Origin of the sequence: Kaistella flava (ex Peng et al. 2021) (assembly GCF_015191005.1) — a bacterium.
GTDB classification, from domain to species: Bacteria; Bacteroidota; Bacteroidia; order Flavobacteriales; family Weeksellaceae; genus Kaistella; species Kaistella flava.
The window spans coordinates 3,497,639-3,522,596 of record NZ_CP040442.1; the positions used below are offsets into that span (position 1 = coordinate 3,497,639).

The 24,958-nt window shown below is 34.6% G+C and carries 22 protein-coding genes and 1 riboswitch; of the genes, 11 read left to right on the plus strand and 11 right to left on the minus strand.

Annotated elements, in window-relative coordinates; genetic code table 11:
• The first annotated feature begins 69 nt into the window (after nucleotides 1-69).
• Together Q73A0000_RS15785 and Q73A0000_RS15790 are read left to right on the plus strand one after the other, a co-directional pair.
• On the plus strand, nucleotides 70-546 hold the full coding sequence (locus Q73A0000_RS15785) for an HAD family hydrolase (protein ID WP_193811862.1): 477 nt from the start codon (nucleotides 70-72) through the stop codon (nucleotides 544-546).
• Between the two features lie 339 nt (nucleotides 547-885).
• A complete protein-coding gene (locus Q73A0000_RS15790; protein WP_193811863.1) occupies nucleotides 886-1,947 on the plus strand; it encodes a carboxypeptidase-like regulatory domain-containing protein in 1,062 nt (353 codons plus the stop codon).
• A 185-nt stretch (nucleotides 1,948-2,132) separates the two neighbouring features.
• Here Q73A0000_RS15790 and Q73A0000_RS15795 read toward each other — a convergent pair whose 3' ends face one another.
• On the minus strand, nucleotides 2,133-3,428 hold the full coding sequence (locus Q73A0000_RS15795) for an O-acetylhomoserine aminocarboxypropyltransferase/cysteine synthase family protein (RefSeq protein WP_193811864.1): 1,296 nt from the start codon (nucleotides 3,426-3,428) through the stop codon (nucleotides 2,133-2,135).
• Between the two features lie 134 nt (nucleotides 3,429-3,562).
• Nucleotides 3,563-3,668: riboswitch (SAM riboswitch) on the minus strand.
• Between the two features lie 159 nt (nucleotides 3,669-3,827).
• Entirely contained in the window at nucleotides 3,828-4,226 is a 399-nt protein-coding gene (locus Q73A0000_RS15800) for a hypothetical protein (protein ID WP_193811865.1), read from the minus strand.
• A gap of 256 nt (nucleotides 4,227-4,482) precedes the next feature.
• On the opposite strand from Q73A0000_RS15800, the gene Q73A0000_RS15805 reads away from it, so the two are divergent.
• Entirely contained in the window at nucleotides 4,483-4,680 is a 198-nt protein-coding gene (locus Q73A0000_RS15805; RefSeq protein ID WP_317174262.1) for a dodecin family protein, read from the plus strand.
• An 88-nt stretch (nucleotides 4,681-4,768) separates the two neighbouring features.
• On the opposite strand, the gene Q73A0000_RS15810 is transcribed toward Q73A0000_RS15805, so the two are convergent.
• Together Q73A0000_RS15810 and panC are read right to left on the minus strand one after the other, a co-directional pair.
• Nucleotides 4,769-5,335: a hypothetical protein gene (locus tag Q73A0000_RS15810; protein WP_193811866.1), complete on the minus strand. Its 567-nt coding sequence runs from the start codon at nucleotides 5,333-5,335 to the stop codon at nucleotides 4,769-4,771.
• 159 nt (nucleotides 5,336-5,494) lie between these two features.
• Nucleotides 5,495-6,343 carry a pantoate--beta-alanine ligase gene (panC, locus tag Q73A0000_RS15815; protein ID WP_193811867.1) on the minus strand — a complete coding sequence of 283 codons (849 nt, stop codon included), beginning with the start codon at nucleotides 6,341-6,343 and terminating at the stop codon, nucleotides 5,495-5,497.
• Nucleotides 6,344-6,539: 196 nt separating this feature from the next.
• Between panC and Q73A0000_RS15820 the strand changes: the two genes are divergently transcribed.
• From Q73A0000_RS15820 to Q73A0000_RS15855, 8 genes are all read left to right on the plus strand, one after another.
• Nucleotides 6,540-7,310, plus strand: a complete 771-nt coding sequence (locus tag Q73A0000_RS15820; RefSeq protein ID WP_193811868.1) for a glycogen/starch synthase — start codon at nucleotides 6,540-6,542, stop codon at nucleotides 7,308-7,310.
• Between the two features lie 14 nt (nucleotides 7,311-7,324).
• Nucleotides 7,325-8,914 (plus strand): DUF4270 family protein, encoded by a 1,590-nt coding sequence (locus tag Q73A0000_RS15825; RefSeq protein WP_193811869.1) that lies wholly within the window; start codon nucleotides 7,325-7,327, stop codon nucleotides 8,912-8,914.
• Between the two features lie 36 nt (nucleotides 8,915-8,950).
• On the plus strand, nucleotides 8,951-10,804 hold the full coding sequence (gene glmS, locus Q73A0000_RS15830) for a glutamine--fructose-6-phosphate transaminase (isomerizing) (RefSeq protein ID WP_193811870.1): 1,854 nt from the start codon (nucleotides 8,951-8,953) through the stop codon (nucleotides 10,802-10,804).
• A gap of 106 nt (nucleotides 10,805-10,910) precedes the next feature.
• Nucleotides 10,911-12,326 carry a gliding motility lipoprotein GldK gene (gene gldK / locus Q73A0000_RS15835; protein WP_193813750.1) on the plus strand — a complete coding sequence of 472 codons (1,416 nt, stop codon included), beginning with the start codon at nucleotides 10,911-10,913 and terminating at the stop codon, nucleotides 12,324-12,326.
• A 37-nt stretch (nucleotides 12,327-12,363) separates the two neighbouring features.
• Nucleotides 12,364-13,050 carry a gliding motility protein GldL gene (gene gldL, locus Q73A0000_RS15840; RefSeq protein WP_193811871.1) on the plus strand — a complete coding sequence of 229 codons (687 nt, stop codon included), beginning with the start codon at nucleotides 12,364-12,366 and terminating at the stop codon, nucleotides 13,048-13,050.
• Between the two features lie 52 nt (nucleotides 13,051-13,102).
• The gene (locus Q73A0000_RS15845) at nucleotides 13,103-14,662 is read left to right on the plus strand and encodes a GldM family protein (protein WP_193811872.1); all 1,560 of its coding nucleotides are present in this window, start codon (nucleotides 13,103-13,105) and stop codon (nucleotides 14,660-14,662) included.
• A 239-nt stretch (nucleotides 14,663-14,901) separates the two neighbouring features.
• Nucleotides 14,902-15,780, plus strand: a complete 879-nt coding sequence (gene gldN, locus Q73A0000_RS15850) for a gliding motility protein GldN (RefSeq protein WP_317174292.1) — start codon at nucleotides 14,902-14,904, stop codon at nucleotides 15,778-15,780.
• 100 nt (nucleotides 15,781-15,880) lie between these two features.
• A complete protein-coding gene (locus tag Q73A0000_RS15855) occupies nucleotides 15,881-16,912 on the plus strand; it encodes an NAD(P)/FAD-dependent oxidoreductase (RefSeq protein ID WP_193811874.1) in 1,032 nt (343 codons plus the stop codon).
• A gap of 152 nt (nucleotides 16,913-17,064) precedes the next feature.
• On the opposite strand, the gene Q73A0000_RS15860 is transcribed toward Q73A0000_RS15855, so the two are convergent.
• The 7 genes from Q73A0000_RS15860 to Q73A0000_RS15890 all read right to left on the minus strand — a co-directional run bounded on the left by Q73A0000_RS15860 (nucleotide 17,065) and on the right by Q73A0000_RS15890 (nucleotide 24,823).
• Nucleotides 17,065-18,381, minus strand: coding sequence for an ABC transporter permease (locus tag Q73A0000_RS15860; protein WP_193811875.1), 1,317 nt, complete (start codon nucleotides 18,379-18,381; stop codon nucleotides 17,065-17,067).
• 31 nt (nucleotides 18,382-18,412) lie between these two features.
• A complete protein-coding gene (locus Q73A0000_RS15865) occupies nucleotides 18,413-19,342 on the minus strand; it encodes an ABC transporter ATP-binding protein (RefSeq protein WP_193811876.1) in 930 nt (309 codons plus the stop codon).
• Nucleotides 19,343-19,610: 268 nt separating this feature from the next.
• Nucleotides 19,611-20,606, minus strand: a complete 996-nt coding sequence (gene dusB / locus Q73A0000_RS15870; RefSeq protein WP_193811877.1) for a tRNA dihydrouridine synthase DusB — start codon at nucleotides 20,604-20,606, stop codon at nucleotides 19,611-19,613.
• A gap of 325 nt (nucleotides 20,607-20,931) precedes the next feature.
• Nucleotides 20,932-21,135 (minus strand): hypothetical protein, encoded by a 204-nt coding sequence (locus Q73A0000_RS15875; protein ID WP_193811878.1) that lies wholly within the window; start codon nucleotides 21,133-21,135, stop codon nucleotides 20,932-20,934.
• A gap of 2 nt (nucleotides 21,136-21,137) precedes the next feature.
• Nucleotides 21,138-21,761 (minus strand): DUF3575 domain-containing protein, encoded by a 624-nt coding sequence (locus tag Q73A0000_RS15880; RefSeq protein ID WP_193811879.1) that lies wholly within the window; start codon nucleotides 21,759-21,761, stop codon nucleotides 21,138-21,140.
• A 10-nt stretch (nucleotides 21,762-21,771) separates the two neighbouring features.
• Nucleotides 21,772-22,944 carry a thioredoxin fold domain-containing protein gene (locus tag Q73A0000_RS15885; RefSeq protein ID WP_193811880.1) on the minus strand — a complete coding sequence of 391 codons (1,173 nt, stop codon included), beginning with the start codon at nucleotides 22,942-22,944 and terminating at the stop codon, nucleotides 21,772-21,774.
• Between the two features lie 205 nt (nucleotides 22,945-23,149).
• Entirely contained in the window at nucleotides 23,150-24,823 is a 1,674-nt protein-coding gene (locus Q73A0000_RS15890) for a glutamine--tRNA ligase/YqeY domain fusion protein (RefSeq protein WP_193813751.1), read from the minus strand.
• Nucleotides 24,824-24,958 lie beyond the last annotated feature (135 nt).

The following is a 24,958-nucleotide window of genomic DNA, read 5'->3' on the forward strand; positions in this document are numbered from 1 at the left end:
TTTTTATAGACTAACTTATCTTGTGTTTTTGTCAGGATCTTTTATTTTATTAAAATATAACATAATATTATGCTTAGTATTCTTATTCCCGGTTTTAGAGAGGACGAGTTGCACTTGCAACATTTGATGGTTGATTTCAATGGTACGCTTGCAATTGATGGAAAATTAATTGCTGGAGTGAAAGAGAAACTTAATCTGATTTCTGAAAAATTACAAGTTCATATTGTTACAGGTAATAGTTTCGGAACTGCAGAAAAAGAACTTGAAGGAATCTCCTGTACATTAAAATTGCTTTCCGCGCATAATCAAAATATTGAAAAAGGAAAGTATGTTGAGATGTTGGGGAAAGAGTCCGTGATCAGTATTGGTAATGGTAGTAAGGATAGAGAGATGGTACAGCGCTCAGTAATTGGTATTATACTTATTCAAAAAGAAGGTGCGTCAGTTGAGGCACTTATGGTTTCGAATATTGCTTGTACTAATATTCTTGATGCGCTTGATTTAATCGATAATCCTAAACGAATTTCTGCTACACTCAGAAGTTAACAATATATTATCTGGTTATTTTCTAAAAGAATTTACATGATCTGAAACTTCAGGGAATGATAAGTAAATAATATTGCTCTCTTTTATATTACAATTTTTTAAGGATTTTCTTTTGTATGATTCTACGTTTCTGTTATAAATATTTTTATTTTTTTAAAAGAAGCACTGACTAAAGTTATAGCCACGATGGAAGCGGCATCCTTTATTGTCTCGTTTTTAGAAACGAGACAATAAAGATATAGCGGACAGCGGGACTGCTCTTCGAGAACAGAGAAAATCTTTATGCTCCTTTTATTTAAAATTTTGAAACTATTGTTTACTTTTTAGTAATATTGCGAGATGAATAAATTTTTAGTTTTTATCGTTCTTTTTCTGACTGCAGGTTTTCAGGCACAGGTTATTTCCGGGATTACTTTTACAGAAAATGACAGACCACTTTCGGAGGTTAATATTTATGTTGACGGTTCCAAAATCTATACGGTTTCTGACGGCAATGGGAATTTTTCGCTCGATGTGCAAAATCAAAAAAATGCTGCGCTTGTTTTTCAGAAAAATGGGTATGAAACTTTTTCGGTGCAGATTTCTGAGGCTGTTGGAAAGAAGGTAAAAATCGTGTTACTTAAAGTTCAGGATATTGAAGAAGTTGTGCTGATTCCATATACCGACGAAGCTTACAATAAATTTATCAGTTATTTTCTGGGACAATTTGTAGGGATTGATCAGGAAAATGTGAAAATAAAAAATCAGAAAACGCTGAAGTTTGCTTTCGACAAAAAGAATCAAATTTTGAAAGTGAAAGCCCCGCAGACTTTAATTATTGAGAATAAACGATTGGCGTATCAGATTCAATTTAATCTTTTGAATTTTGAAGCGGATTTTAGAAATAATACGGTCGCTTATTCCGGAACTTCTTTTTTTAAAGATGTTAATCCGAAGAAAATAAATGAAGTTAATCGCCTGAATGCTTACCACGGAAGTATCATGCATTTTCTGAGAAGTGCTTATCAAGATCAAATTGCAGAGCAGGGATTTTGGGTAAATCATATTGTTAAACTTGATAAAGATAAAATAGTGGCTAAAGAAAAAGCTTTGGCTGTTATTGAGACGAAAATTCCCACTTCTTCTTTTATTGAAAAGGTTGGTGATAAAAAAACATTAGCATTTAAAGATATTCTTCAGGTGAATTATCCGAAGCATTATTTTGCAATTGTTAAGTCTAAAATTGTTAAAGAAACTTCGATGGTCCAGCAGACTTCTTATATTTATGTGGATGGGAATTCATTTGATATTTACCCAGATGGAAATTCTTCGGATCCTGAACAAATGATTTTACAGGGAAGTTTGAGTAATAATAAAATGGGAAATTTTCTTCCGCTCGATTATGAACCGAAGATTGATTAAACAACAGCGGTTTTCAAAAAATTATAAGATAATAAGGTGAAAATTATATTTTATAAAAAATGCCACGAATACACGAATGAAATTCGTGTATTCGTGGCAAGAAAGACTCATGTGGTGGATAATGCTTTGAACTTTTGCATTCTTTTTCCACGAAACTTTATTATTTCTTTTAGCTCTTTTGCGGTCTAAATAATCGAAAAACCTGATTCTAAATCAGCGATAATATCATCGATGTGTTCGATTCCAACGCTCAGTCTTATTTGTCCCGGACGAATTCCGGCTTTTTCTCTTTCGGCATCAGATAATTGCTCATGCGTTGTTGAAGACGGATTGATAATTAAAGTTTTCGAATCTCCAACATTCGCAACGTGGCTAATTAATGATAAATGATTAATGAATTTTACGGCGGATTCTTTTCCTCCTTTAATATCAAAACTTAACACGCCACCGAATCCTCTTTTTAAATATTTCTTTGCATTTTCATGATCTGGGAAATTGGATAAACCTGGATATAAAACTTTTTCAACTTTCGGATGATTTTCCAAAAAATCAGCAATTGTTTGTGCATTACTTACCGTTCTTTCTAAACGAAGTGACAATGTTTCCAGACCTTGTAATAGTAGAAAAGAGTTGAAAGGAGAAATTGTGGGACCAAAATCTCGCATACCTTCCACTCTGGCTTTGATGATAAAAGCGATATTTCCAAATTGAGAATTCACGCCGAAAACATCAGTGAAAACCAGACCGTGATAACTCTCACAAGGTTCTGATAATTGTGGGAATTTTCCGTTGCTCCAATCAAAATTTCCACCATCGATAATGATTCCACCAATTGAAGTTCCGTGTCCACCAATCCATTTGGTAGCTGATTCTACGACAATATTAGCACCATGTTTTAATGGTTGAAAAAGATATCCGCCAGCTCCGAAAGTGTTGTCAACAATTAAGGGAATACCATGTTTTTTGGCAACTTCTGCAACCGCTTCAAAATCGGGAATATTTAAACTGGGATTTCCAATCGTTTCAAGATAAATGGCTTTTGTATTTTCATCAATAAGTGTTTCAAAACTTTCAGGTTCGTTATCTTCTGCAAAGCGAGTTTGTATTCCTAATTTTTTAAAAGATACTTTGAACTGGTTATAACTTCCGCCGTACAAATAAGGTGAACTCACGAAATTATCGCCGTTTTGAAGGATATTAGTCAAGGCTAAAAATTGTGCAGCATGACCAGAACTTGTTGCTAAGGCTGCAACGCCGCCATGCAAAGCTGCCAGTCTTTTTTCGAAAACATCTGTTGTTGGATTCATCAAGCGCGTGTAGATATTTCCGAATTCTTTTAAACCAAAAAGATTAGCAGCATGTTCTGCATCATTAAAGGTATAACAGGCGGTTTGATAGAGCGGAACTGCTCTAGAATTGGTGGTTGAATCTACGGTTTGACCGGCGTGAACTTGCAAAGTTTCAAATTTTAAATTGCTCATATTTTAATTTATTTGTTTTAAATTTTGGGCAACTTATCCTTTGAAATACTTGTCGAAAGAGCATAAAAAAAGCTCTTTCGACAAATCAAAAGAGCTTAATATATAGAATTTCTTTTTTCTAAATTTTAATATCTGACTTATCTTTCCCGCGCTAACGAGTTGAATTTTGCACCTTATTTATTTCTAAACAGGTTGCCAAAGTTTCAAAGGGTCAATTCCCTCCACTTTTCTGAATAAGTTGCGATTTTTTAAAGAACGTCTTTAGAGGTGCAAATCTATATAATTTTTTTTAATCTCCAACAAAATGTCATAAAATTTTTAATGTTAATATTTTTTAGGTCGATTTGAATGAAAATACTGTTTAATTAAATCAATCTTTTGGTCAATTAAATTCGGACATTATTTCACTTCAACAAAATTAGAAATATTAAGATTGTATTGTCTGGAATCACATTCTTCTGAAATGAATTTTAAACTTAATTTTTGGTTTTCAATCGAATATTGGTAAATTCCTTTACTGTTTACGGGACATGGTGAACCACCGATGATTTTGGTGATAATTAGAGAATCATTATTTACTTTATATTTCATTTCCTCTACAACTTTATCCTTCACATATACTTTAAACTCATTGTCAGTAAATTTAAAAGTAACATTTTCTGCAGTTGGAATATTTGCAACTCCGTACCACGCTGTATTTTCCAAGTCGTTTTTGTTTTCTGCCACTTCTGGTGAGTTTTTACAACTAATTGTCGGCAGAAGAAAATAAAAAATTAATGGTGCGATTAGATTTTTCATGGTATTAAGTTTTGTGGTTATTCACTCAAAGGTAGTGTGGTAATAAATATGAATTTAGGGTTGAAAAACCCATAATTGGTTGGTGAGTTATGAGTAAGAAATGTGTCTTTTTGTACCTTTAGAGTAAGAGCGTTTTTCTCTTATTTGAAATAAAAAATGAAATTATATTTCTTAACTCATTATCTTAAAGTTTGTTAAACATCTAGTAGGCTCCTAATTTTTATATTAATTTTAAAGTAAATTAAAAACAAATATTATGATAGTAAAAGTGCTTGAAGTAATTGCTACTTCAGAAATTAGTTTTGATGACGCTATAAAAAATGCCGTGAAGGAAGTTTCGAAAACGGTTAAAAACATTGATAGCGTTTACGTAAAAGACATGAAATGCCACGTGAAAGATGGTGAGATTTCAACTTACGGATGTGTCTGTAAAGTTTCTTTCAGAGTTGAATAATTGAATATTCTGCTCATGAAGAAATCCATTTTGTTTGTTTCAAAATGGATTTTTTTATGGTTGTAATCTGCAATATTTTCGATTATTATTATTCTTTTGTTCCCCAAGGTGCGCCTGGAGTTTCAATCTTTTTAGTTAAATCAAAACGAACAGTAAATAAACGCTCGTTCCCGATTCGGCGAAGGTTATAAGTGAAACTTTCTGCATCAATGGTAAACCACCAAAGATTAGTAGCAGCTTTTGGCAACATCTTCGTACTGTGTTCGTCAGCCGGAAACATCTGAAGATTCTTCAAACCTACATTTGAGTTTGTACCGCCATATTGAGTTACTTTCTCTTCTGTGCCATCTGGATTTCGATGATCGTGCTTTAAGCTTAGAATTTTGTTGGTATTTTTATGTAAAACCCAAGTTCTGGATTTATCGTCCCCTACGAAAAATGGAATTCTAATATCATTTTTTTTACAAGACCGAACGTGCATTACTAATTTCTTTCCGGTAAATCCGTCACCTTCAGCTCCTCCAGAAATTATTTCGCCTTGGTATGATTTTCCACAATGTGCTTCTAATTGTGTCCAGAATTTTTCGGATGTTGTTTGTTCTTGAGCTAAGAAATTGATTGGAATTAAGAGTGAAAAATAGAGTAGTGCTTTCATGTTTTCTTTTAAATAATAATTGATTTTAGTAAAAGATAAACATACAACAAATATCCCTTGAGGACTAATTCAGAAGGGATATTTCCAACAAATAAATTTTAGAATAGAAATAAAAATAGAATATTACAGTCGAGCAATATTCTGTTTTTTTAAAAGGTATTAATCTAAATGTAAATTATCAATTAATCGAACTGTACCAACATTGACGACAATGAAGGCGCGGTGTTTTTTATCTTTATAAAAGAAATCGGTTTTCTTTAACGTAGTTTCATCTGCGATTTCAAAATATTCCAAAGTCATTCCGCGTTCGTCATCGAAAATATCTTTTACACGTTTATTAATTTCTGGAATGGTCATGATCCGAAACCAATCATTTACTTTAACCAATGTTTCATGAATTACTTTGGCAGCATCTCTTTGAAAATGGCTCAATCGTTCATTTCGTGAACTCATAGCAAGTCCGTTCTCTTCACGGTAAATTGCAACACCATGAATTTTTACGGGAAGTTTTAATTGCTCTACTAATTTTTCAATGATTGCTAATTGCTGGTAATCCTTTTCACCGAAGTAGGCGTTGTCAGGCTTTACTTGTCGCAACAATTCTTCAACTACAGTTCCTACGCCATCAAAATGTCCGGGGCGGGATTTTCCTTCCATCTCATTTTCTAAACCATCAAAATTGAAGGATTTACTTTTTAATCCCTCGGGATATAAATCCTTGACTTCAGGAAGATAGACGGCATCTACAATTCCGGTGTTTTCAAGCAATTTAATATCACGCTCTGTATTGCGCGGATATTTTGTTAAATCATCAGGATTATTAAATTGGGTTGGATTCACAAAAATTGAGGAAATAACCAAATCGTTTTCTATATTGGCGATCTCGTACAAAGAGAGATGACCTTGGTGTAGTGCGCCCATGGTGGGAGCAAACCCAATTCTTTTACCCATTTCTTTTTGTCTTTCGACATAATCCGTAAGCGTTTTTTTGTCTCTGAAAATTTCCATATCTAATTTGATTATCCTTGTAAAAGTAGGAAATTCTTGTAAATGAGGATAAATATTTTAAATATTTTTTTAGAATAATATCAGATTTCTAAAGGATTAATCTTAAATAATGTTAATTAAAAATTATTACATTAAAATTTCGTAAATTTGCCTTGTAGAATATTCTGCCCAAAAATTTAGAAGAAAGTTAGAATTTATGCCGAACCAAAAGATTTTGTATGTTACCACGGAGATGTCTCCTTATCAGGAAGATAACAATATGGCGACAATGGTGAGTAAGATGGCTCTCAAAATGCACCAAGACGGGAATGATGTGAGAGTGTTTATGCCAAAATTTGGCCAAATCAGCGAAAGAAAATTTCAATTGCATGAGGTAATTCGTCTATCCGGAATGAATATTATTATTAATGATTTGGATCAACCCCTGATTATTAAAGTAGCATCATTGCCTGGAGAAAGATTACAAGTTTATTTCATCGACAATGAGGAGTATTTCAAAAGAAAACAATTCTATATCGATGAAGAAGGGAAACCATATGCAGATAATGATGAGCGCGCAATTTTCTTCGCTAGAGGAGTAATTGAAACCATCAAAAAACTGAACTGGGTTCCAGATGTAATTCACCTTAACGGTTGGATGGCCTCATTTATCCCTGTTTATTTAAAGACCTTCTATAAAAACGATTCTTATTTTAATGATTCCAAAATAGTCCTTTCTCTTTATAATGAGGAGAATATGGCATTGTCTGAGTCTGTAGAAGAAAAAATGAAGTTCGACAATATTACCGGGCTAAAAGCGTTTAAGAAACCAAGTTTTCAGAGTTTCGTAATCGAAAGTATTGATTTGGTTGATTTAGTAATCAAAGGCGACGAGTTCCTGGAAGAGGATCTTAACAGTGCTTTTGCTGAAACTAAAACTACGAAATCCGAATATATAGACGCTGAATTAATCAACACGTTATACTAATCAATTTATATTTAATGATAAGAACTATTCAAGAATTATTCAAAATTACTGCAACATTAGTAATTGGGAGTTTAATTTTAGTGAATTGTGAGCCGGATCCAGATCAGTTGGGTTCACAATTCTTTCAAGACGGAGCAAAAGGTACAGAAGTATCTTATCCGATTATCGCTTATAATTCCAACAACAACGATTCGATAAGAACAGATGCTGCACGACTGCAAAGTGCAACTTTAGGTGCGTTTACTGAATCTCAATTTGGATCGCAGAAATCTTCGTACGTTTCGCAGGTTAGATTATCTGGAGCAAGTCCCGATTTTGGATTAAATGCAAAACTAGATTCAGCTGTTCTTGTAATTAAGCCACAGTATGCAGCAGATTCTGTTACCACGGTAACGAATGAAGATTATATTTATCCAGTTGGTGCTGTGCCTGCAAAGAGGGTTGTTAGTACTTATCCAGTAATCAAATATGGTAATACCAAAATAGCAGGTAAAACACTTTTAAACTTTAAAGTTCAAGAAGTGACAGACTTTTTAGGTTCTAATACTGATGTTGTTTATTCTAATAAAATAGTCAATACTGGAGCACAGATCGGATCAAAAACTTTTGACGGAAATGTTCACCTTGTAAGAGTTACCAAAGATGGTGACGACACTGTTCTATTCGAAAGAACACCAGCTCTTAGGATTCCATTGGATAGTACATTTTTCGCAAATAAAATTATTAATAAAGTAGGCTCTCCAGAACTTTCTGATGCAGCTTCATTTATTAGATATTTTAAAGGAATTAGAGTTTCTGTTGATGGAAATGATGGATATATTTTCAATTTTGATCCAACTACAGTAGAGCTTAATCTTTATTACAAAAATGATAAAGATACCAATGGAATAATCACCAGAGAGCAATCTGTTTATATGATGAACATGGGAGCGTCTAATGCATTTTTTAATCAAATCGCTTTTAACCGTACAGGAACGCCTTCTGCAACTGCGTTAGCGACAACAAACGAAATAACTGGTGATGCCAAGCTTTTCGCTCAGGGAATGGGTGGTCCAGGATTTGGGCTTAGAGTTCCAGCTGTGGATGTTGCAAATATTAAAACTTTGTATAACAATAATAAGATAGGAATTGTTTCAGCGAAAATCCGTATTTATACTGATGTGACTAGTTGGTCAAATAACTATGCGAAACCTAATTATTTTGTTGTGAGACAAAGAAACTTAACTCCTGAACCAGGGAAGTCTCAGTATCTTAATGATTATCTTGTTGACATGAGTGCTTTATATGGTACCGGAGTTTATAACTTGGTAAAAGCATACGATTTACAAAAGAATCCAGCTTATTACGATATTGGAATTACACAGACTTTCAAAAATATCATTGAAAAAGAATCACCAAACTACGACTTAATATTAAACGTAGGTTCTTATACCACAGATACAGGGGGGAATCTTCTAGGGTCTTTATATCCAACTTTAGGCGCTCAAAATTTTAATACCAGAAGTTATACGGCAAATAGAGCTGTATTTGTAGGAACAGATCTTACTAATCTTGCAAATGATAAAAGCGCAAGATTAATTTTGACTTACGGACAGAAACAATAATTAGAAAGACAATAACAAAAAAAAATAGGATAATATATGTGTGGAATTGTAGGTTATACTGGTTTTCAAGATGCTTATGAAGTTGTAATCAACGGGCTTCGAAGATTAGAGTATAGAGGATATGATAGTGCGGGAATTGTACTCGAAAATGAAAATTCAGTATTTACTGTTGCAAAAACTAAAGGGAAAGTAGATGATTTGGTTGCAATATCAAAAGATTTAGCAGGTACAGCACATATAGGAATGGGACATACCCGTTGGGCAACTCACGGAGTTCCAAGTGATAATAATTCGCATCCTCACCTTTCAAATGACGGAAAAATAGCATTGGTTCATAATGGGATTATCGAAAATTACGATACGCTGAAAATTATGTTGACCGAGAAAGGATTTGTATTTCATTCAGAAACAGATACAGAAGTATTGGTGAATCTTATTCAATATATAATGGATGTTAATGCGGAAATGGATTTCCCAACCGCAGTTCGTTATGCATTAAATGAAGTTTTTGGTGCGTACGCAATTACAGTGATGCATGAAGATTTTCCTGGCTTATTGGTCGTTGCGAGATTAGGTTCTCCTTTGGCGATTGGTTTAGGAAATAATGAATATTTCATCGCTTCAGACGCTTCTCCTTTTGTTGAGTTTACCAAAGAAGCAGTTTATTTAGAAGAAGGTCACATGGCAACCATTTCATTAGAAAATGGTGTAGACATCAGAAATATTAAGGATAATGTTAAGATCACTCCTGAAGTTCAACAATTGAAATTGAGTTTGGAGCAGATTGAAAAAGGAGGTTACGAACATTTCATGTTAAAAGAAATTTTCGAGCAGCCGAAATCGATTCACGATACTTTAAGAGGTAGATTATTGGTAGAGGAAGGAATCATCAAAATGGCCGGAATCTGGGATAACTTGGAAAGATTAAACCAAGCTCAGAAAATCACTATTATTGCTTGTGGAACTTCTTGGCACGCCGGTCTTATCGGAGAATATTTAATTGAAGAATTTGCGAGAATTCCTGTTGAAGTAGAATATGCTTCAGAATTTAGATATAGAAATCCAATCATTTCAGAGAAAGACATCGTTATTGCGATTTCTCAATCAGGTGAAACTGCTGATACGATGGCCGCTATTAAAATGGCTAAAGAGAAAGGAGCTTTCGTTTATGGAATTTGTAATGTCGTTGATTCATCTATTTCAAGAGTTACTGATGCGGGTTCTTACACACATGCTGGTCCAGAAATCGGTGTTGCTTCAACAAAAGCATTTACTGCACAATTGACGGTTCTTTCTTTAATTGCTTTAAAATTAGGAAAGCATAATGGTCACTTGAGTAATCAAGAGTTCATGCGCCTTTGTACTGAATTGGAGACAATTCCGCAAAAAGTTCAGGAAGTATTAGAAAGTACTCACGAAATTACCAAGGAAATTGCGAAGAGCTTTGTTGATGCGCAGAATTTCCTTTACCTAGGAAGAGGATATAATTTCCCTGCAGCGTTAGAAGGTGCATTGAAGTTGAAAGAGATTTCTTACATTCACGCAGAAGGATATCCTGCTGCTGAAATGAAACACGGACCGATTGCATTGATTGATGAAAATATGCCAATTGTTATTATTGCACCTAGACAGGGACATTATGACAAGATTGTAAGTAACGTACAGGAAATCAAAGCTAGAAAAGGAAAAGTGATTGCAGTGGTTAATAAAGGGGATACACAAGTTGCTTCTGTGGCAGATTATGTAATCGAATTCCCGGAGACATCAGAATGTTTCTCACCAATTATTGCTTCAGTGCCTTTACAGTTACTGGCATATTATATTGCAGTGTACCGTGGAGCCAATGTTGACCAACCAAGAAACCTTGCAAAATCTGTTACAGTAGAATAAAAAGTAACCGATTATAAAATAATACAAATGTTTTTACGTTTTGTAAAAAAAAACATAAATGTTTCCCAAAAAATTATATATTTACGGATTAATTTCAAATATTAGAATGAAAAGAGTATTCCTTATATTATTAGCAGCAGCAGCTGTAAGCTCATGTTCGAAAAGCGGAGGTAGTTCTGCGGGCAAGGGAGGGTTAAAAGGAGAGTTGGTGCCAAGAGGCAAGTCCAAATCCTTTGTTTCCGAAAGGCCATATGGTATGGTTGCAATTCCTGCTGGATCATATGTGATGGGTTTAGCTGACCAGGATTTTACAAATACTCCAGAAAAGGCAACCCTTAAAACGGTAACTGTTTCTTCCTTTTTTATGGATGAAACAGAAATTACAAATGCAGAGTACCGAGTCTTTATCAATTATGTTCGTGACAGTGTCGTGCGTTCTTTATTAGCTGAAGCAGCTGGTGATAGCGGTTCTGACGGTAACGGGAATTCTATTGGTGACTATGCGTATGCTTCAAAAAAAGCAGGCGGTGATAAAAATGCTTACCAGGAATTTATGGATTCTCAAGGCGGTAGAGATGGATACGACGAATCTAAAAAATTAGATTGGAAAGTCCCTATTCGTTGGAAAACTTCTGAATATCCAGATGCTCAATATGCCGAAATTTTAGAAACAGTATATATTCCATCCGCAGAAAGAATCAATAATGAAAGAATTATCGATACCAGAAAATTGAAGTATGCTTACAATTGGGAAGACATCGAGTCTGCCGTTAAAGATAAATCGAGAGGTGCAAAATATTTGAAAAAAGAAAGTATTGCAGTTTATCCTGATACAACGGTTTGGTTAAAAGATTTTAATTATGCTTATAACGAACCTTTATATGACGGTTATTTTTGGCATAGTGCATATAAAAATTATCCTGTAGTTGGAGTAACGTGGGATCAGGCGAGAGCATTTTGTAATTTTAGATCAAAGCTAAAATCTGATTATAATGAGTCTTTGAAAAAGAAAAAACAAAAAGCAATGGCTTTCCGACTTCCAACTGAAGCAGAATGGGAATACGCGGCTAAAGGTGGTAAAGAAAATGCAACTTATCCGTGGGGTGGACCATATTTGCAGGATGATAGAGGTTGTTACTTAGCAAACTTTAAACCGAAAAGAGGTAATTATATAGAAGATGAAAAGAAAGGTACTTATACCTATACTGCACCAGTAAAAAAATTCCCTAAGAATGGATTTGGACTATATGATATGGCAGGAAACGTAGCAGAGTGGACGGAATCTCCGTACAATAATTCAACGTATCAGTTCGCTTCTACTTTAAATCCTTATCTATCTAATCAAGCATACAGAGAACCTAGAAAAACTGTTCGTGGTGGATCTTGGAAAGATATCGGTTATTTGTTGATGACTGGATCACGAGACTATGAAAGAAAAGATTCTGCCAGAAGTTATATAGGTTTCAGAACTGTACAAGACATCCCAGAAGGAACAGCCAAATACAAAAAGAGAACGAACTAAGAATAAAACAACAAAAACTAAAAAAAAATTATAACACATGTTTAAAACTAAAGAAGCAACTTACAATTTCATCTATTCATTTGGAGCTGCAATCGTAATTTTAGGAGCACTTTTCAAAATGACTCACTGGAGTATTGGGCCGATTTCTGGAAACGTGACTCTTGCCGCAGGTCTTATCACTGAGGCAATTATCTTTATTATTTTTGCATTCGATGCTCCTAAGACTGAAGAGTCTTATGCTTGGGAAAATGTGTATCCAGAACTTTTAGATAGCCATGCTAACCCGAATCCAAAACATTCGACAAATGTTATGCAAACGGCAGAAGTTAAAGAATTGGAGCTTTCTTTGTCTGATAAATTAGATAAAATGCTTGCCGATGCTAAATTAGATGTGAGTTTATTTGATAGTTTAAGAACAGGAATCGAAAAGTTTTCACACTCTGTAGATCAAATTAATCAAACAGTAGATGTTGGTGGTTCTACAGCAAAATATAATGATCAATTGATGTTGGCTGCAAGTCATCTTGAGAGCATGAATGCATTGTATGCGCTTCAATTAGAACATGGAAAAACACAAACTGAATACAGCAAAAAATACGTAGATGATATGCAAAAAGCTGCTGCTCATTCAGAGAAATTTAACGAAGAATTAACTGGATTAACTTCTAACCTTAATAGTCTTAATAGAGTTTACGGCGGTATGCTTAGCGCAATGAAATCATAATTTTCTTACCATTTATATTTAAAATTTAAACTATTAACAAAATTTACTAAAAATGGCACAAGGAAAACAGACGCCTCGTCAGAAGATGATCAACTTGATGTATTTGGTGTTCATTGCGATGCTTGCAATGCAGATCGATCAAGAAATCATCAGATCCTATAAAGATACGACCGGTTCTTTGGAAGAGACGAGAGTGTTGACTCAAAATAATAATGCAATATTCAAGAAAACTTTAGAAGTTAAAGCTGAAAAGACTCCAGAAACTTTCACAGTCCCTTTAAATAACTATAAAGGATTGGAAAATAAGGCTGATGTTTTAGTAGAATCTATTGAGGAATTGAAAAGAAAATTAAGTAAAGACGCAGAATACGATACGAATAAAGAAATTCAGGAAAGTTTTGCTTCACTAAATAATACTGAGCCATCTACAACGATGTTCTTTAATGATGGTGATGAAACAAAACCGTCAAAAACAGCAATTGATTTAAAAACAAAGATCGATGCATTTAGAACTTATGTAAACCAAACTTTTGGCTCAAACCCTTTGATGAAAGAAATGGTGAACAGAACTAATAAGCAAATGATTTCAGAGTTTGATAAACCTAGAAATGGTAAAAATTTCATTCAATATAAATTTTATAACCAGCCTTTAATTGCTGCATTATCAAATTTAGAAGTGATTCAATCTTCTGCAAGAGGAATTCAGGGTGACGCATTATCTGTAATGCTTCAGGAAAAAATTGATGCAGATATCAAGTTTGATGCTTATTCGGCAATTGTTTCTGCACCAGCCACTGTAATTCAAGGAGAAGCTGCACAAGGAAAAGTTGCTATTGGTAACTATTCTAGTAATGTTCCGGGATTGTCAATGCCAGGTTTGACCATAGAAAATGGCCAGGGAGTGAGAAACTTAGATACTGGTTCTTTGGGTGAAAAAAGCTTTAGTGGTGAAATTTCATTCACTGACGTTAATGGGAAAGTTATACCATTAAAATATAACCATACCTATAAAGTTATTGCAGGAGCACAGGAATTGAAAGCACAGAAAGGAGCAATCTTAACTGCTGATAAAATGAATGTTCTTTACCGTGGATTACCGAATCCAATTTCAGGATCAATCTTGGGAGCAGATATGTCAGGAATTTCTTTATCCGCACCAGGAGCAAATGTGAGTGGAAGCGGAGGTAAGTGGACTGTAACGCCAGGAGGTGGAAGTACAGTGACCTTGACTATTTCAGGACGTGATCCTAAAGGTGCTGTGATTTCACAAGCGTTCCCTTTCAGAATTAAAAGCGTTCCGCCACCGGTTGGACAAATTCAAGGAGACTATGTGGTATCGATGCCTGCAAGTTCAATCCCAAATCAGAAAGTTTCTGTGGTGATGCCAGATTTCGATTTCCCAGTAAGTTTTACTGTAAACAGTTTCATGTTTAGAGTACCAGGAAAAGCAGCAATGTTGGTGAATGGTAACTCATTGAGCTCAGTAGGGAATTTATCAAAAGGTCTGCGTGCTGGTGATATTGCTTATGTATTTAATATTAAAGCAACAGCAACCGGATTAGGTGATCAAGCATTAAAACAGATTCCACCAGTAGTAATAAACGTACAATAATTACGTTATTGATTAGATTGTATATCAATCATTAGTATAAAAATTTTAGAATGAAAAAGGTCATATTGATAGTGCTTGCTTTGAGTTTCAGTGCAGTTGGAGCACAAACTAAGAAAAAGCCGAAAAAGAAAGCTAAGGCTAAGACGACAGCTGCTGCAAAGCCAATTGTGGAAGCTGCGCCTATAATTGAAGCTCCTGTGGAATATCAACCTGTAGTAGATGATACGCCAATTACTTCAATGTCTATTTTAAATGCGAAATCTCCGGAATCGTTTAGAAAATATAGAGATTTGAACTTGATTAAGCAAGGTGATTCGATGGTTTCTAATAAAATCATTCCTTTATCATATGGTTTTATCAACGACAAAGACATATTGAAGAGTATGGTCGTTTGGGAAATCATCGATATGAATGATAAAATTAATCAACCGTATTATCATAATGAAGATGGATTGGTTTCGAAAAACAAATCGCTTTACCAACTTTTATTTGATGCTATCAATGATGGTAGAATAAAAGAAGTATATGATGACGAACTTTTCATGACTCGACTAAATCCCGAAGCAATTCAAGCTCGTATTAAAAACGAGGTGATGAGCAACGCTGGAATTGACAGGATTAATGAAGTTGGGAAATTGTCTGCGGAAGAAATGAAGGAGTTTACCAATGTCTATGAAACCAAAACTGAAAATGTAAAGGTTTTAAAGATTAAGGGAATGTGGTATATCGACCGTAGAGATAGCCAGATGAAATATAGATTGCTGGGAATTGCAGCCATGGGTCAAGATCCTTCTTTGATGGGTCAGTTTGGTCCGGACGGGCAGCCGTTGGCTGGTAAAGATGAGTTGATCGATTTGTTCTGGGTATATTATCCTGATACGAGAGAGGTTCTAGCTAATGCAGTAGTATTCAACAGTAAAAACCTTGCTTCTGACATTACCTTTGATGATTTGTTAAATGCAAGAAGATTTTCCAGTATTATTTATAAGTCAGATAACGGTTTAGGAAATGGTGTTATCAAGGATTATATTCCAAATGATGCTGACGAACAGTTAGAGGAAAGCGAAAGAATCAAAGCGCAAATCATGCAAATGGAGAGCGATATGTGGAATTATTAATCAATTCCTTTCAATATAAAAAAAAACCTGAGTACCTTTGCTCAGGTTTTTTTTGAACTTATTCTGAGGTCAAAAATTCCTTTCATCAATTAAATTATCAATGAAAAATGTAGATTATATAATAGTTGGCGACGGTTATGCCGCTTTCTTTTTCGCCCATCAATTAATTCTTCATCAAAAATCTTTTGTTTTATTTTCTGCCAGTAAAAAAGGAGCTTCGCAGGTTTCTGCGGGAATTGTGAACCCTTTGGTATTAAAGAAATTCACCACCTTTTGGTTGGCAGCTGAGCAGATAGAATTTTTGAATAAAACGGTTGCAGAGATTGAAACTTATACGGGCGAGAATTATTTAATTCAAGAAAGAATTCACCGTATTTTTCATGATGAAAGTGAAAAGAATTTATGGTCGATGAAAACCGAAACCGAAGAATTAAAACCCTTTCTAAATCCTGATTTTGAAACCTTAGAAACCATTATAAATCCTTTCGGAACTGGTAAAGTAAATCATTCAGCTCGAGTAGATGTGAATGGATTTTTCAGTGGTATTTCGGCTTATATGGAAGTGCATGAGATGTTGATCAGAGAAAAGTTTGATTATTCAAAAATTAAAGGTTCAATGTATGAAGATTTTAATTTTAAAAACATTGTCTTCTGCGAAGGAATGGGCGTGAGAGCAAATCCTTTTTTTGCAGATATTCAGGTGATTGCCAATAAAGGACATCATTTAAAAGTAAAGCTGTCAGAGAAAATGAATCATCAATATACCTTGAAGAAAAAGCATTTTCTATTTCCTTTAAAAGATGATGTTTATTATTACGGTGGAACTTATGATCCCAATGAAAGGGAAAATGAAATCGATGATTTTAAAACAGAAGAATTAAAAGAAGGACTTTCAGCATTCTATCCGCATGATTTTGAAGTCTTAGAAGTGAATTACGGTTTCCGACCAACAGTAAAAGATCGACGACCAATTCTTGGTAATCTGCCCGAACATCAAAATTATTATATCTTCAACGGCTTAGGAGCAAGAGGAATACTTAATGGCTGCTACTTCTCAAAAGAACTTTATGAACATATCGAAAATGGTCAGGATTTAATGAAAGAAGTTGATTTAAAAAGATTTAATAAATAACCTCAATTTTAGAAATAGAAAACGTCGCAAATTTTGCGACGTTTTCTATTATTATGAATGACTAAATTCTTTATTTCCAATATAAAAAACCAAAGTATTTTAAATGATTTCCCAACTTCTATTACGTCTTAATCATTAGCTATTGCTTATTACTAACTCGTAATCCATTTCCAAAGTTCCTTCGCAGTCGCTTTATTTCCGTACATCAAAATTCCTACACGGTACACTTTTGCAGCGATAAAAATCATTAGTAACGTTGAAACTAAAAGCAATGAAGCTGAAAGTATAATTTGCCATGCAGGAACTCCAAAAGGAATTCTTGCAATCATCGCAACTGGCGAAGTAAATGGAATCATCGATAACCAAAATCCAAGCGGACCTTCAGGATTATTCATAATTGTAAAACTTCCATACATTCCAACCATCAATGGAATAATCGCAAACATGGTAAACTGTTGGGTTTCCGTTTCGTTATCTACAGCCGAACCGATCGCGGCATACATTGAACTGTAGAAAATATAACCGAGTAAAAAGAACACGATAAATACGCCGATAATCAACGCAACATTCATGTCTAAAAGAATATGTGAAACTTGTCCTGCAATTTGTTGAAAGTCGAATTTTTGAATCATATCTGCCGATTGTTCACCGCCAGGGATTTGATTTTTCATCGCTGCAAATCCAGTATTTAAGAATAAAGCACCAATGACAGACATCGTAATCCAAATACAGAATTGCGTTAGAGCGACCAGCGTTACACCCAATATTTTCCCCATCATCAATTCAAATGGCTTTACCGAGGAGATAATAATCTCGACCACACGGTTGTTTTTCTCTTCCAAAACGCTTCGCATTACTCGAACACCATAAATGATGATGAACATAAAAACGGCGTACATCAGAACCATTGCCAGTCCAGATTTTACACCGAAAGATAAATCATTGTCAGAGCTTTTATTATCGACGATATTCTGCGTATTCAGTTCAAAGTTTTCATCCAGATTTTTCATCTGATCTTCTGAAATAACCAGCGTTTTTATCTTTTCTTTCCTGATGATTTTAGCTAAGTCAGAGGTGACTTTTGTTTTGGTGTCAAATCCTATTTTTTTGTTAATCAATAATTTAGAATCTTTCTGTAACTCATCGTAATTGTGATCTTTCAGTTCGGGAATAATGAGTAAACCTTCAATTCCGTCCATGTCTTTCAAGGTTGCAACTAATGATTTCTCATTGGCAGCTGGAACAAAGACATATTTAATTTGATTCGTGCTTTTAAGATTTCCTACAAATAGTCCGCTTTTATCAACGACGTTAAAAGTACTTGTACTTTCATTTGCCTTAAACATAAAAGCAATTAAAGCAGCAAAACCAATCATCAGAATGGGTGCTAAAAGCGTCAGAATAACAAAAGATTTTTTCTTGACCTGCGTCAGGTATTCTCTTTTGGTGATTAGAAATATATTTTTCATGAATTATTTTAATTAAAATTGGAGTTCAAAGTTATAATGTCATCTCTGGTTTTTCATTTCCACTAACTGCATTGATGAACACTTCATTCATGCTCGGAATCTTCTCGTCAAAAGAACGGATTTTTCCAACTTTCATCAGTTCATTCAGAAGCAGGTTTTGATCATTATTGTTTTTTAAATCAAATGAAACCAATTCATTTTCTGTTGAATAATTCTGAATTTCAAACTGATTATTAAATTGCTCAAATCTCGCATTATTAACTTCAGCCAAAGTCACATTGAAAATATTTTTCTTGAATTGTTCTCTAACATCAAATACTTTTCCGTCTAAAACTTTTCTCGCTTGGTTGACCAATGCTACATAATCACACATTTCCTCCACACTTTCCATACGGTGAGTCGACAGGATAATCGTAGTTCCGTTATCTTTTAATTTCAGAATTTGATCCTTAATTAAATTAGCATTCACAGGATCGAAACCCGAAAATGGTTCATCCAAAATCAGCAATTTCGGACGGTGCAAAACTGTTACCACAAACTGAATTTTCTGCGCCATTCCTTTCGAAAGCTCACTCAGTTTTTTCTTCCACCACTGATCAATTTCCAATTGTTCAAACCAATATTTCGCTTCTTTCAAAGCATCATTTTTGGTCATTCCTTTCAGTTCACCAAAGTATAAAAGTTGGTCGCCAACGGTCATATTTTTATACAAACCACGTTCTTCCGGCATATAACCGATTTGTCGGATATGATCAGGATTCAGTTTTTGGTTGTTGATGTACACGTTGCCAGAATCGGCTTGCGTAATCTGATTAATGATTCGGATAAAAGTGGTTTTACCAGCGCCATTCGGACCCAAAAGTCCATAAATACTAGCTTCTGGAACATCTATAGAGAAATCCTCTAACGCCAGTTTTTTACCGGCATTATAGGTTTTAGTTACATTTTCTGCTTTCAGCATCGAAATAATTTTAAATGATTAGTCCTTTAAATAGGACAAAAGTTACGGAATTTCTTAAAACTTTTAAGGAGCCGGGAACCTGCTTTCACTACTCGCTTTTTCACAGATTTTTCCAACCGCTAAATGCCATCCTAAAAATCTGTAAAAAGAGCTCAAACATGCCGTTCAATCAGGGCTATGAAAGAGGGATTTAATAAGTAATTGTTGAGATAAAATGTTTTGAGTGAGTCAAGATCAATTTAAAAGTGAATTTAAACTAGGCTCGTAACTAATTCACAAAATCAAAATCCTTGTAAAAAGCATCCGCTTCAGCAATTACAGCATCCATTTCTTCTAAAGTAAAAACCTCCAGGAATTTTCTTCTGAAATCTTTAAAATGAGGAATACCACGGAAATAATTGCCGTAATGTTGTCGCATTTCAATCAGTCCTAATCTTTCACCTTTCCAGTCTTTACTCCATTCAGCATGTTGTCTTACGGCTTCTAACCTTTCAGTGATTGTTGGCTCCGGTAATACTTCTCCCGTTTTAAAGAAATGTTTTACTTCATTGAAAATCCAGGGATAACCAATCGCGCCACGGCCAATCATAATTCCGTCGCAATCGAATTTATTTTTATATTCCCACGCTTTTTGAGCCGAATCAATATCACCGTTTCCGAAAATTGGAATTTCAATATTTGGATTGTTTTTTACAGCATGAATATAATTCCAGTCAGCTTCACCTTTGTACATTTGAGCTCGTGTTCTGGCGTGAATGGTTAAAGCTTTTACACCAACTTCTTGTAATCGTTCCGCAACCTCCATGATATTGATACTTTCTGTATCCCAACCCAAACGTGTTTTTACAGTAACAGGAAGATGTGTGGAGTTAACAACCGCTTTGGTCAATCGAATCATCAAATCGATATCTTTCAAAACGCCGGCTCCAGCACCTTTACAAACTACTTTCTTCACCGGACAGCCGAAATTAATATCTACCAAATCAGGATTTACAGCTTCTACAATTTTAGCAGAAAGCGCCATCGCTTCTTCATCACCACCAAAAATTTGAATACCAACCGGTCTTTCATAATCGAAAATGTCAAGTTTCTTCATGCTTTTCATCGCGTCACGAATCAGTCCTTCCGAGGAGATAAATTCTGAATACATCAGATCTGCGCCGTGCATTTTACACAGCTTACGAAATGGAGGATCCGAAACGTCTTCCATTGGCGCAAGCAAAAGTGGGAATTCTGGCAGTTCTATATTTCCGATTTTTATCATGGTGCAAAGGTATTAATTATAGAAGAAAAAAGAGAGGAGGATTATTATAAAAAAAATAGGTCGAGTGATTTTCCTGTGGCAAGAAAAACTGCTTGAAGTTATAGCGCCGATAGGAGCGGCATCCCTCCCGTTTCCGAATTTTCGGAACGGGAGGATATAGCGGATAGCGGGACGGGTTTTGTAAGAAGCAAAAATTTTGTTGCTTCTTATTGAGAATCTAATTATTCGATTTTTTAGAAATTATCAGTTTGTAATTTTTTTTCCGAAGATTTGATACTGATATAAAAATAGACCTCTGTTGAAGTCTGTTTATATATTTTTCACTTTAGTCAAAGTCGTGATAGGTGTCGTCTTTGGAGTTTCTATGAACGAACCACATTCCGATCGTTAATCCAATTACTCCCGCAACGGCAGTCATTAGGGCACGTTCTATTTTATCCGGTTCGGTATTTCCGATGTAATTAAAAAGGAATAAGATGATGAAGGTTAACACGGCAATTACCGCAAATTTTGTACTTTTTATATTCATGATTATAATTTATAGCCGATCATTATTCCGCCACGATAAGGTAAGAATTCACCGCTTTTGTTCCATAGGCGTCCGTCATCATCATAACGAACTCCCAGTTCTTTATGATATCCTTTATAAAAACTTTGAATGGTTCCAGCTCCTAAATATAAATCCAAATTCCATCGATCGCTAATCTGGAATTCATAACCTACTGTGGCACCAAGCATTAAAGCAAAACCATCTTGGTAAATATCCGAGGTTTTATAAATTGGAGATTCTGGAGTATATTGATAATTTCCATTTCCCCAATAATTATATTTTTGAATAATAAAACGAGCTCCAGAAACATTAGCACCTACATAAAAATGTTTAAAAGCTTCGTCAAAATAATATCTTGCGTCGAAACCCACCATGTAAACTTGGGAATATTTTCCCATAAATGATTTCCAGGGTGAAATGAAAACATCTGCTTGCAGAGTTACCTTTTCATTGAGTTGGTATTCAATACCTGCATTTACTATACCCACTGGAAGAAAAAGGGCATTCCCTTTAAGATAAATATTTTTAGAATTCTCCGATTTTTGAGTTTGAGCATTGCTCAAAAGACCAATGAAGAGGGCAAATAGTAGAATTGTTTTTTTCAAAATCGATAGATTATTTTAAGCTTTGTAAAAGTTGTGTTGCGGCAGAAGAATCTTTCCCCTGCTGTTGCGCGATATTTTTAGACATTTCTGCATAGATTTTCGCATTGTCTTTCTTTCCTGTCTTTGCATAAATTTTTGCAAGAATATAAGTGTTTTCTGCATTTTCAGATTTCATTACTGATTTTTCTGCCCACACTTCAGCTTTTTTTAAGCTGATTTTATCATCAACATGTTCACTGAAAATCCAGGCAGCTTTCAATAATTCTTCAGGGTCAAAATCATCTGCGTTTTTATAATAAATGAGGGCAGCTTTTTCATATTCTTTAAAGTTTCCAACATTCGGGTAGTAAATTACTTTCATACGATTCAAAGCAGTTTCTGCTTCTGCTTTTCCTACTAATGGAATTGCGTTTTTGTAAAAATAATCGTCATTAATAACTCCTGTGTTTTGATCTAAAGAACTTTCCATTACTTTAGAAATCTTAATGTTGACATCGAATTGATTGTAGATATCCTCAGACATTTCTTTCACGATATTCGCTTTTCGATCTTTAAATACTTGGTAGTTTGGATCGCTCGGAGATTTTAGGAAATACAATAGCATTCCAATATCGTCTCTCGTTAATTCCTGATCTTTTTTAACTTTGAAATAACGCTCCGAAACTTTCTTTGCCAGTTCGTAATCAGTTTGAGCATTCTGACGCATCATATTTAATAAAAATGCGGGATCACTTTCGCCTTTTTCGAAAAGCGCTTTGGGATTACTGTTGACTAATAATGGATTATTAGCTTCCTTAGCAATCGCAATAAAATCTTCGCCACCCATATATCCGAAATTTTTCATCACGACATCTCCATCACCATTTAGGAATAAAAAAGAGGGATAAGAACGAATTTGGTATTTCTGCGCGATTTCTCGGCCTTCTCCGATTTCCATATCGAATCTGGCGTTGATAAAATTAGCGTTGTAATATTCTTTTACAGCTGCAAGTGGAAAAACATTTTTCTCCATTAATTTACATGGTCCGCACCAGGAAGCGTAAGCATCCATGAATATTAATTTCTTTTCGCGTTTCGCTTTTGCTAAAACTTCTTTAAAAGTGGTATTTTCGAAATTAATCGATTCTTGAGAGAATGAGATCAAGAAAATAAATAAGAAAAGTAGGGTGAGCGTTTTTTTCATTTTAATAAAATTCGATGCGAAGATAATTATAAATAAATAATGGACGTATTGTAAAAGTAGAAATTTATGAAAATTGAGATGCATTACTTTATTTATAACATTGAAATTCAGCATTTTTAAAATTCATAGAATATTAAAATAAACTTGAAATCCAGTCGAAAAAAAAACTCCGGAAATTCCGAAGTTTTAATATTTTCTTTAAAAATTATTCTGGTTTGAAACCATCTTTTAAAGTTACCGTTCTGTTGAATACTAATTTCTCAGCAGAAGAATCTCTGTCTTTAGTAAAATACCCGATTCTTTGGAACTGGTATGGATGACCAATTTCAGCGTGTTCTAAACTTGGTTCTGCAAATCCCTGAACAAGTTTTAAACTTTCAGGATTAATGAATTGCATGAAGTCAGTTTCCTTTTCAGCGTCTGGTTGTGGCGTGGTAAATAAACGGTCGTAAATTCTCACTTCCACTGGAATCGCATGCTTTGCCGAAACCCAATGTAAAGTGCCTTTTACTTTTCTTAAACTTTCTTCAGTTCCACTTCCTGATTTGCTTTTCTCGTCGTAGGTTGCATAAATGGTTGTGATTTCACCATTTTCATCTTTATCTACGCTTTCGGCTTTAATGATATAAGCCGATTTCAAACGAACTTCTCCACCTAATTTCAAACGGAAAAACTTCTTATTTCCTTCTTCTTTAAAGTCTTCACGCTCGATATATAATTCTTTCGAGAAAGGAACTTCTCTTATTCCTGCGTCTTCTTGCTCTGGATTGTTTTCCGTTTCTAAAAATTCTTCCTCGTTTTCCGGATAATTAGTAATCACCAATTTCACTGGATCTACAACTGCCATAACGCGAGTTGCAATTTTATTTAAATCTTCTCTTACGAAAAACTCCAGCAATTGAATGTCGATTAGATTTTCTCTCTTCGCAACACCAACTCTGTCGATGAATCTTTTAATAGAAGTCGCTGTAAAACCTAATCGTCGCATTCCAGAAATGGTCGGCATTCTTGGGTCGTCCCAACCTGTTACTGCATTTTCTGCGACAAGTCTTTGTAATTTTCTTTTAGAAGTAATCATGTAAGAAACATTCATTCGTGCAAATTCACGTTGTTTGTTTCTTGTTTTTTCTTTGTCGTAAACCTGATCCAAATACCAATCGTATAACGGTCGGTGATTTTCGAATTCCAATGAACATAACGAGTGAGAAATCTGTTCGATATAATCAGACTCACCATGTGCCCAATCGTACATCGGATAAATTTTCCATTTGTCACCAGTTCGGTGATGCGGTCTTTTTAGAATACGATACATCACAGGATCGCGCATATTCATATTCGGAGAAGTCATATCGATTTTTGCACGAAGCGACATGGTGCCTTCTTCAAATTCTCCATTTTTCATTTTTTCAAAAAGTTCTAAACTTTCCTCAATCGGACGGTTTCTATATGGAGATTCAACTCCATCTTCGAAAGGTGTTTTTCTTTGTTCCGTGATTTTTTCTGATGGTTGCTCATCGATATATGCTTTTTGATCTTTAATCATCTGAACAGCCCAATCATATAATTGGTCGAAATAATCCGACGCGTATAATTCTTGATCGTATTTAAAACCCAACCAATCAATATCCGCTTTAATGGAATCTACAAATTCCTGTTCTTCTTTTTCTGGATTGGTATCATCGAAACGAAGATTTACGGGAGCGCCATATTTTTCGCCCAAACCGAAATTAATACAAATCGCTTTGGTATGACCTACATGCAAGTAACCATTTGGTTCTGGCGGAAAGCGAAAACGTAATTTCTCTTTCGGAAAACCATTCGCTAAATCTTCTTCTATAATTTGTTCAATAAAATTGAGGGATTTTTTATCTTCTTCCATAGGATTGTTCATTTGGCAAATTTAGCGAAAAGTGAGGAAAAGAAAAAGTAGAATCAATCAGCGTTTTTGTTAAAATTAACAGTCAATATTTCTATGAATATGATGAATTACAATTCACTGTTTTAAAATGTGCTC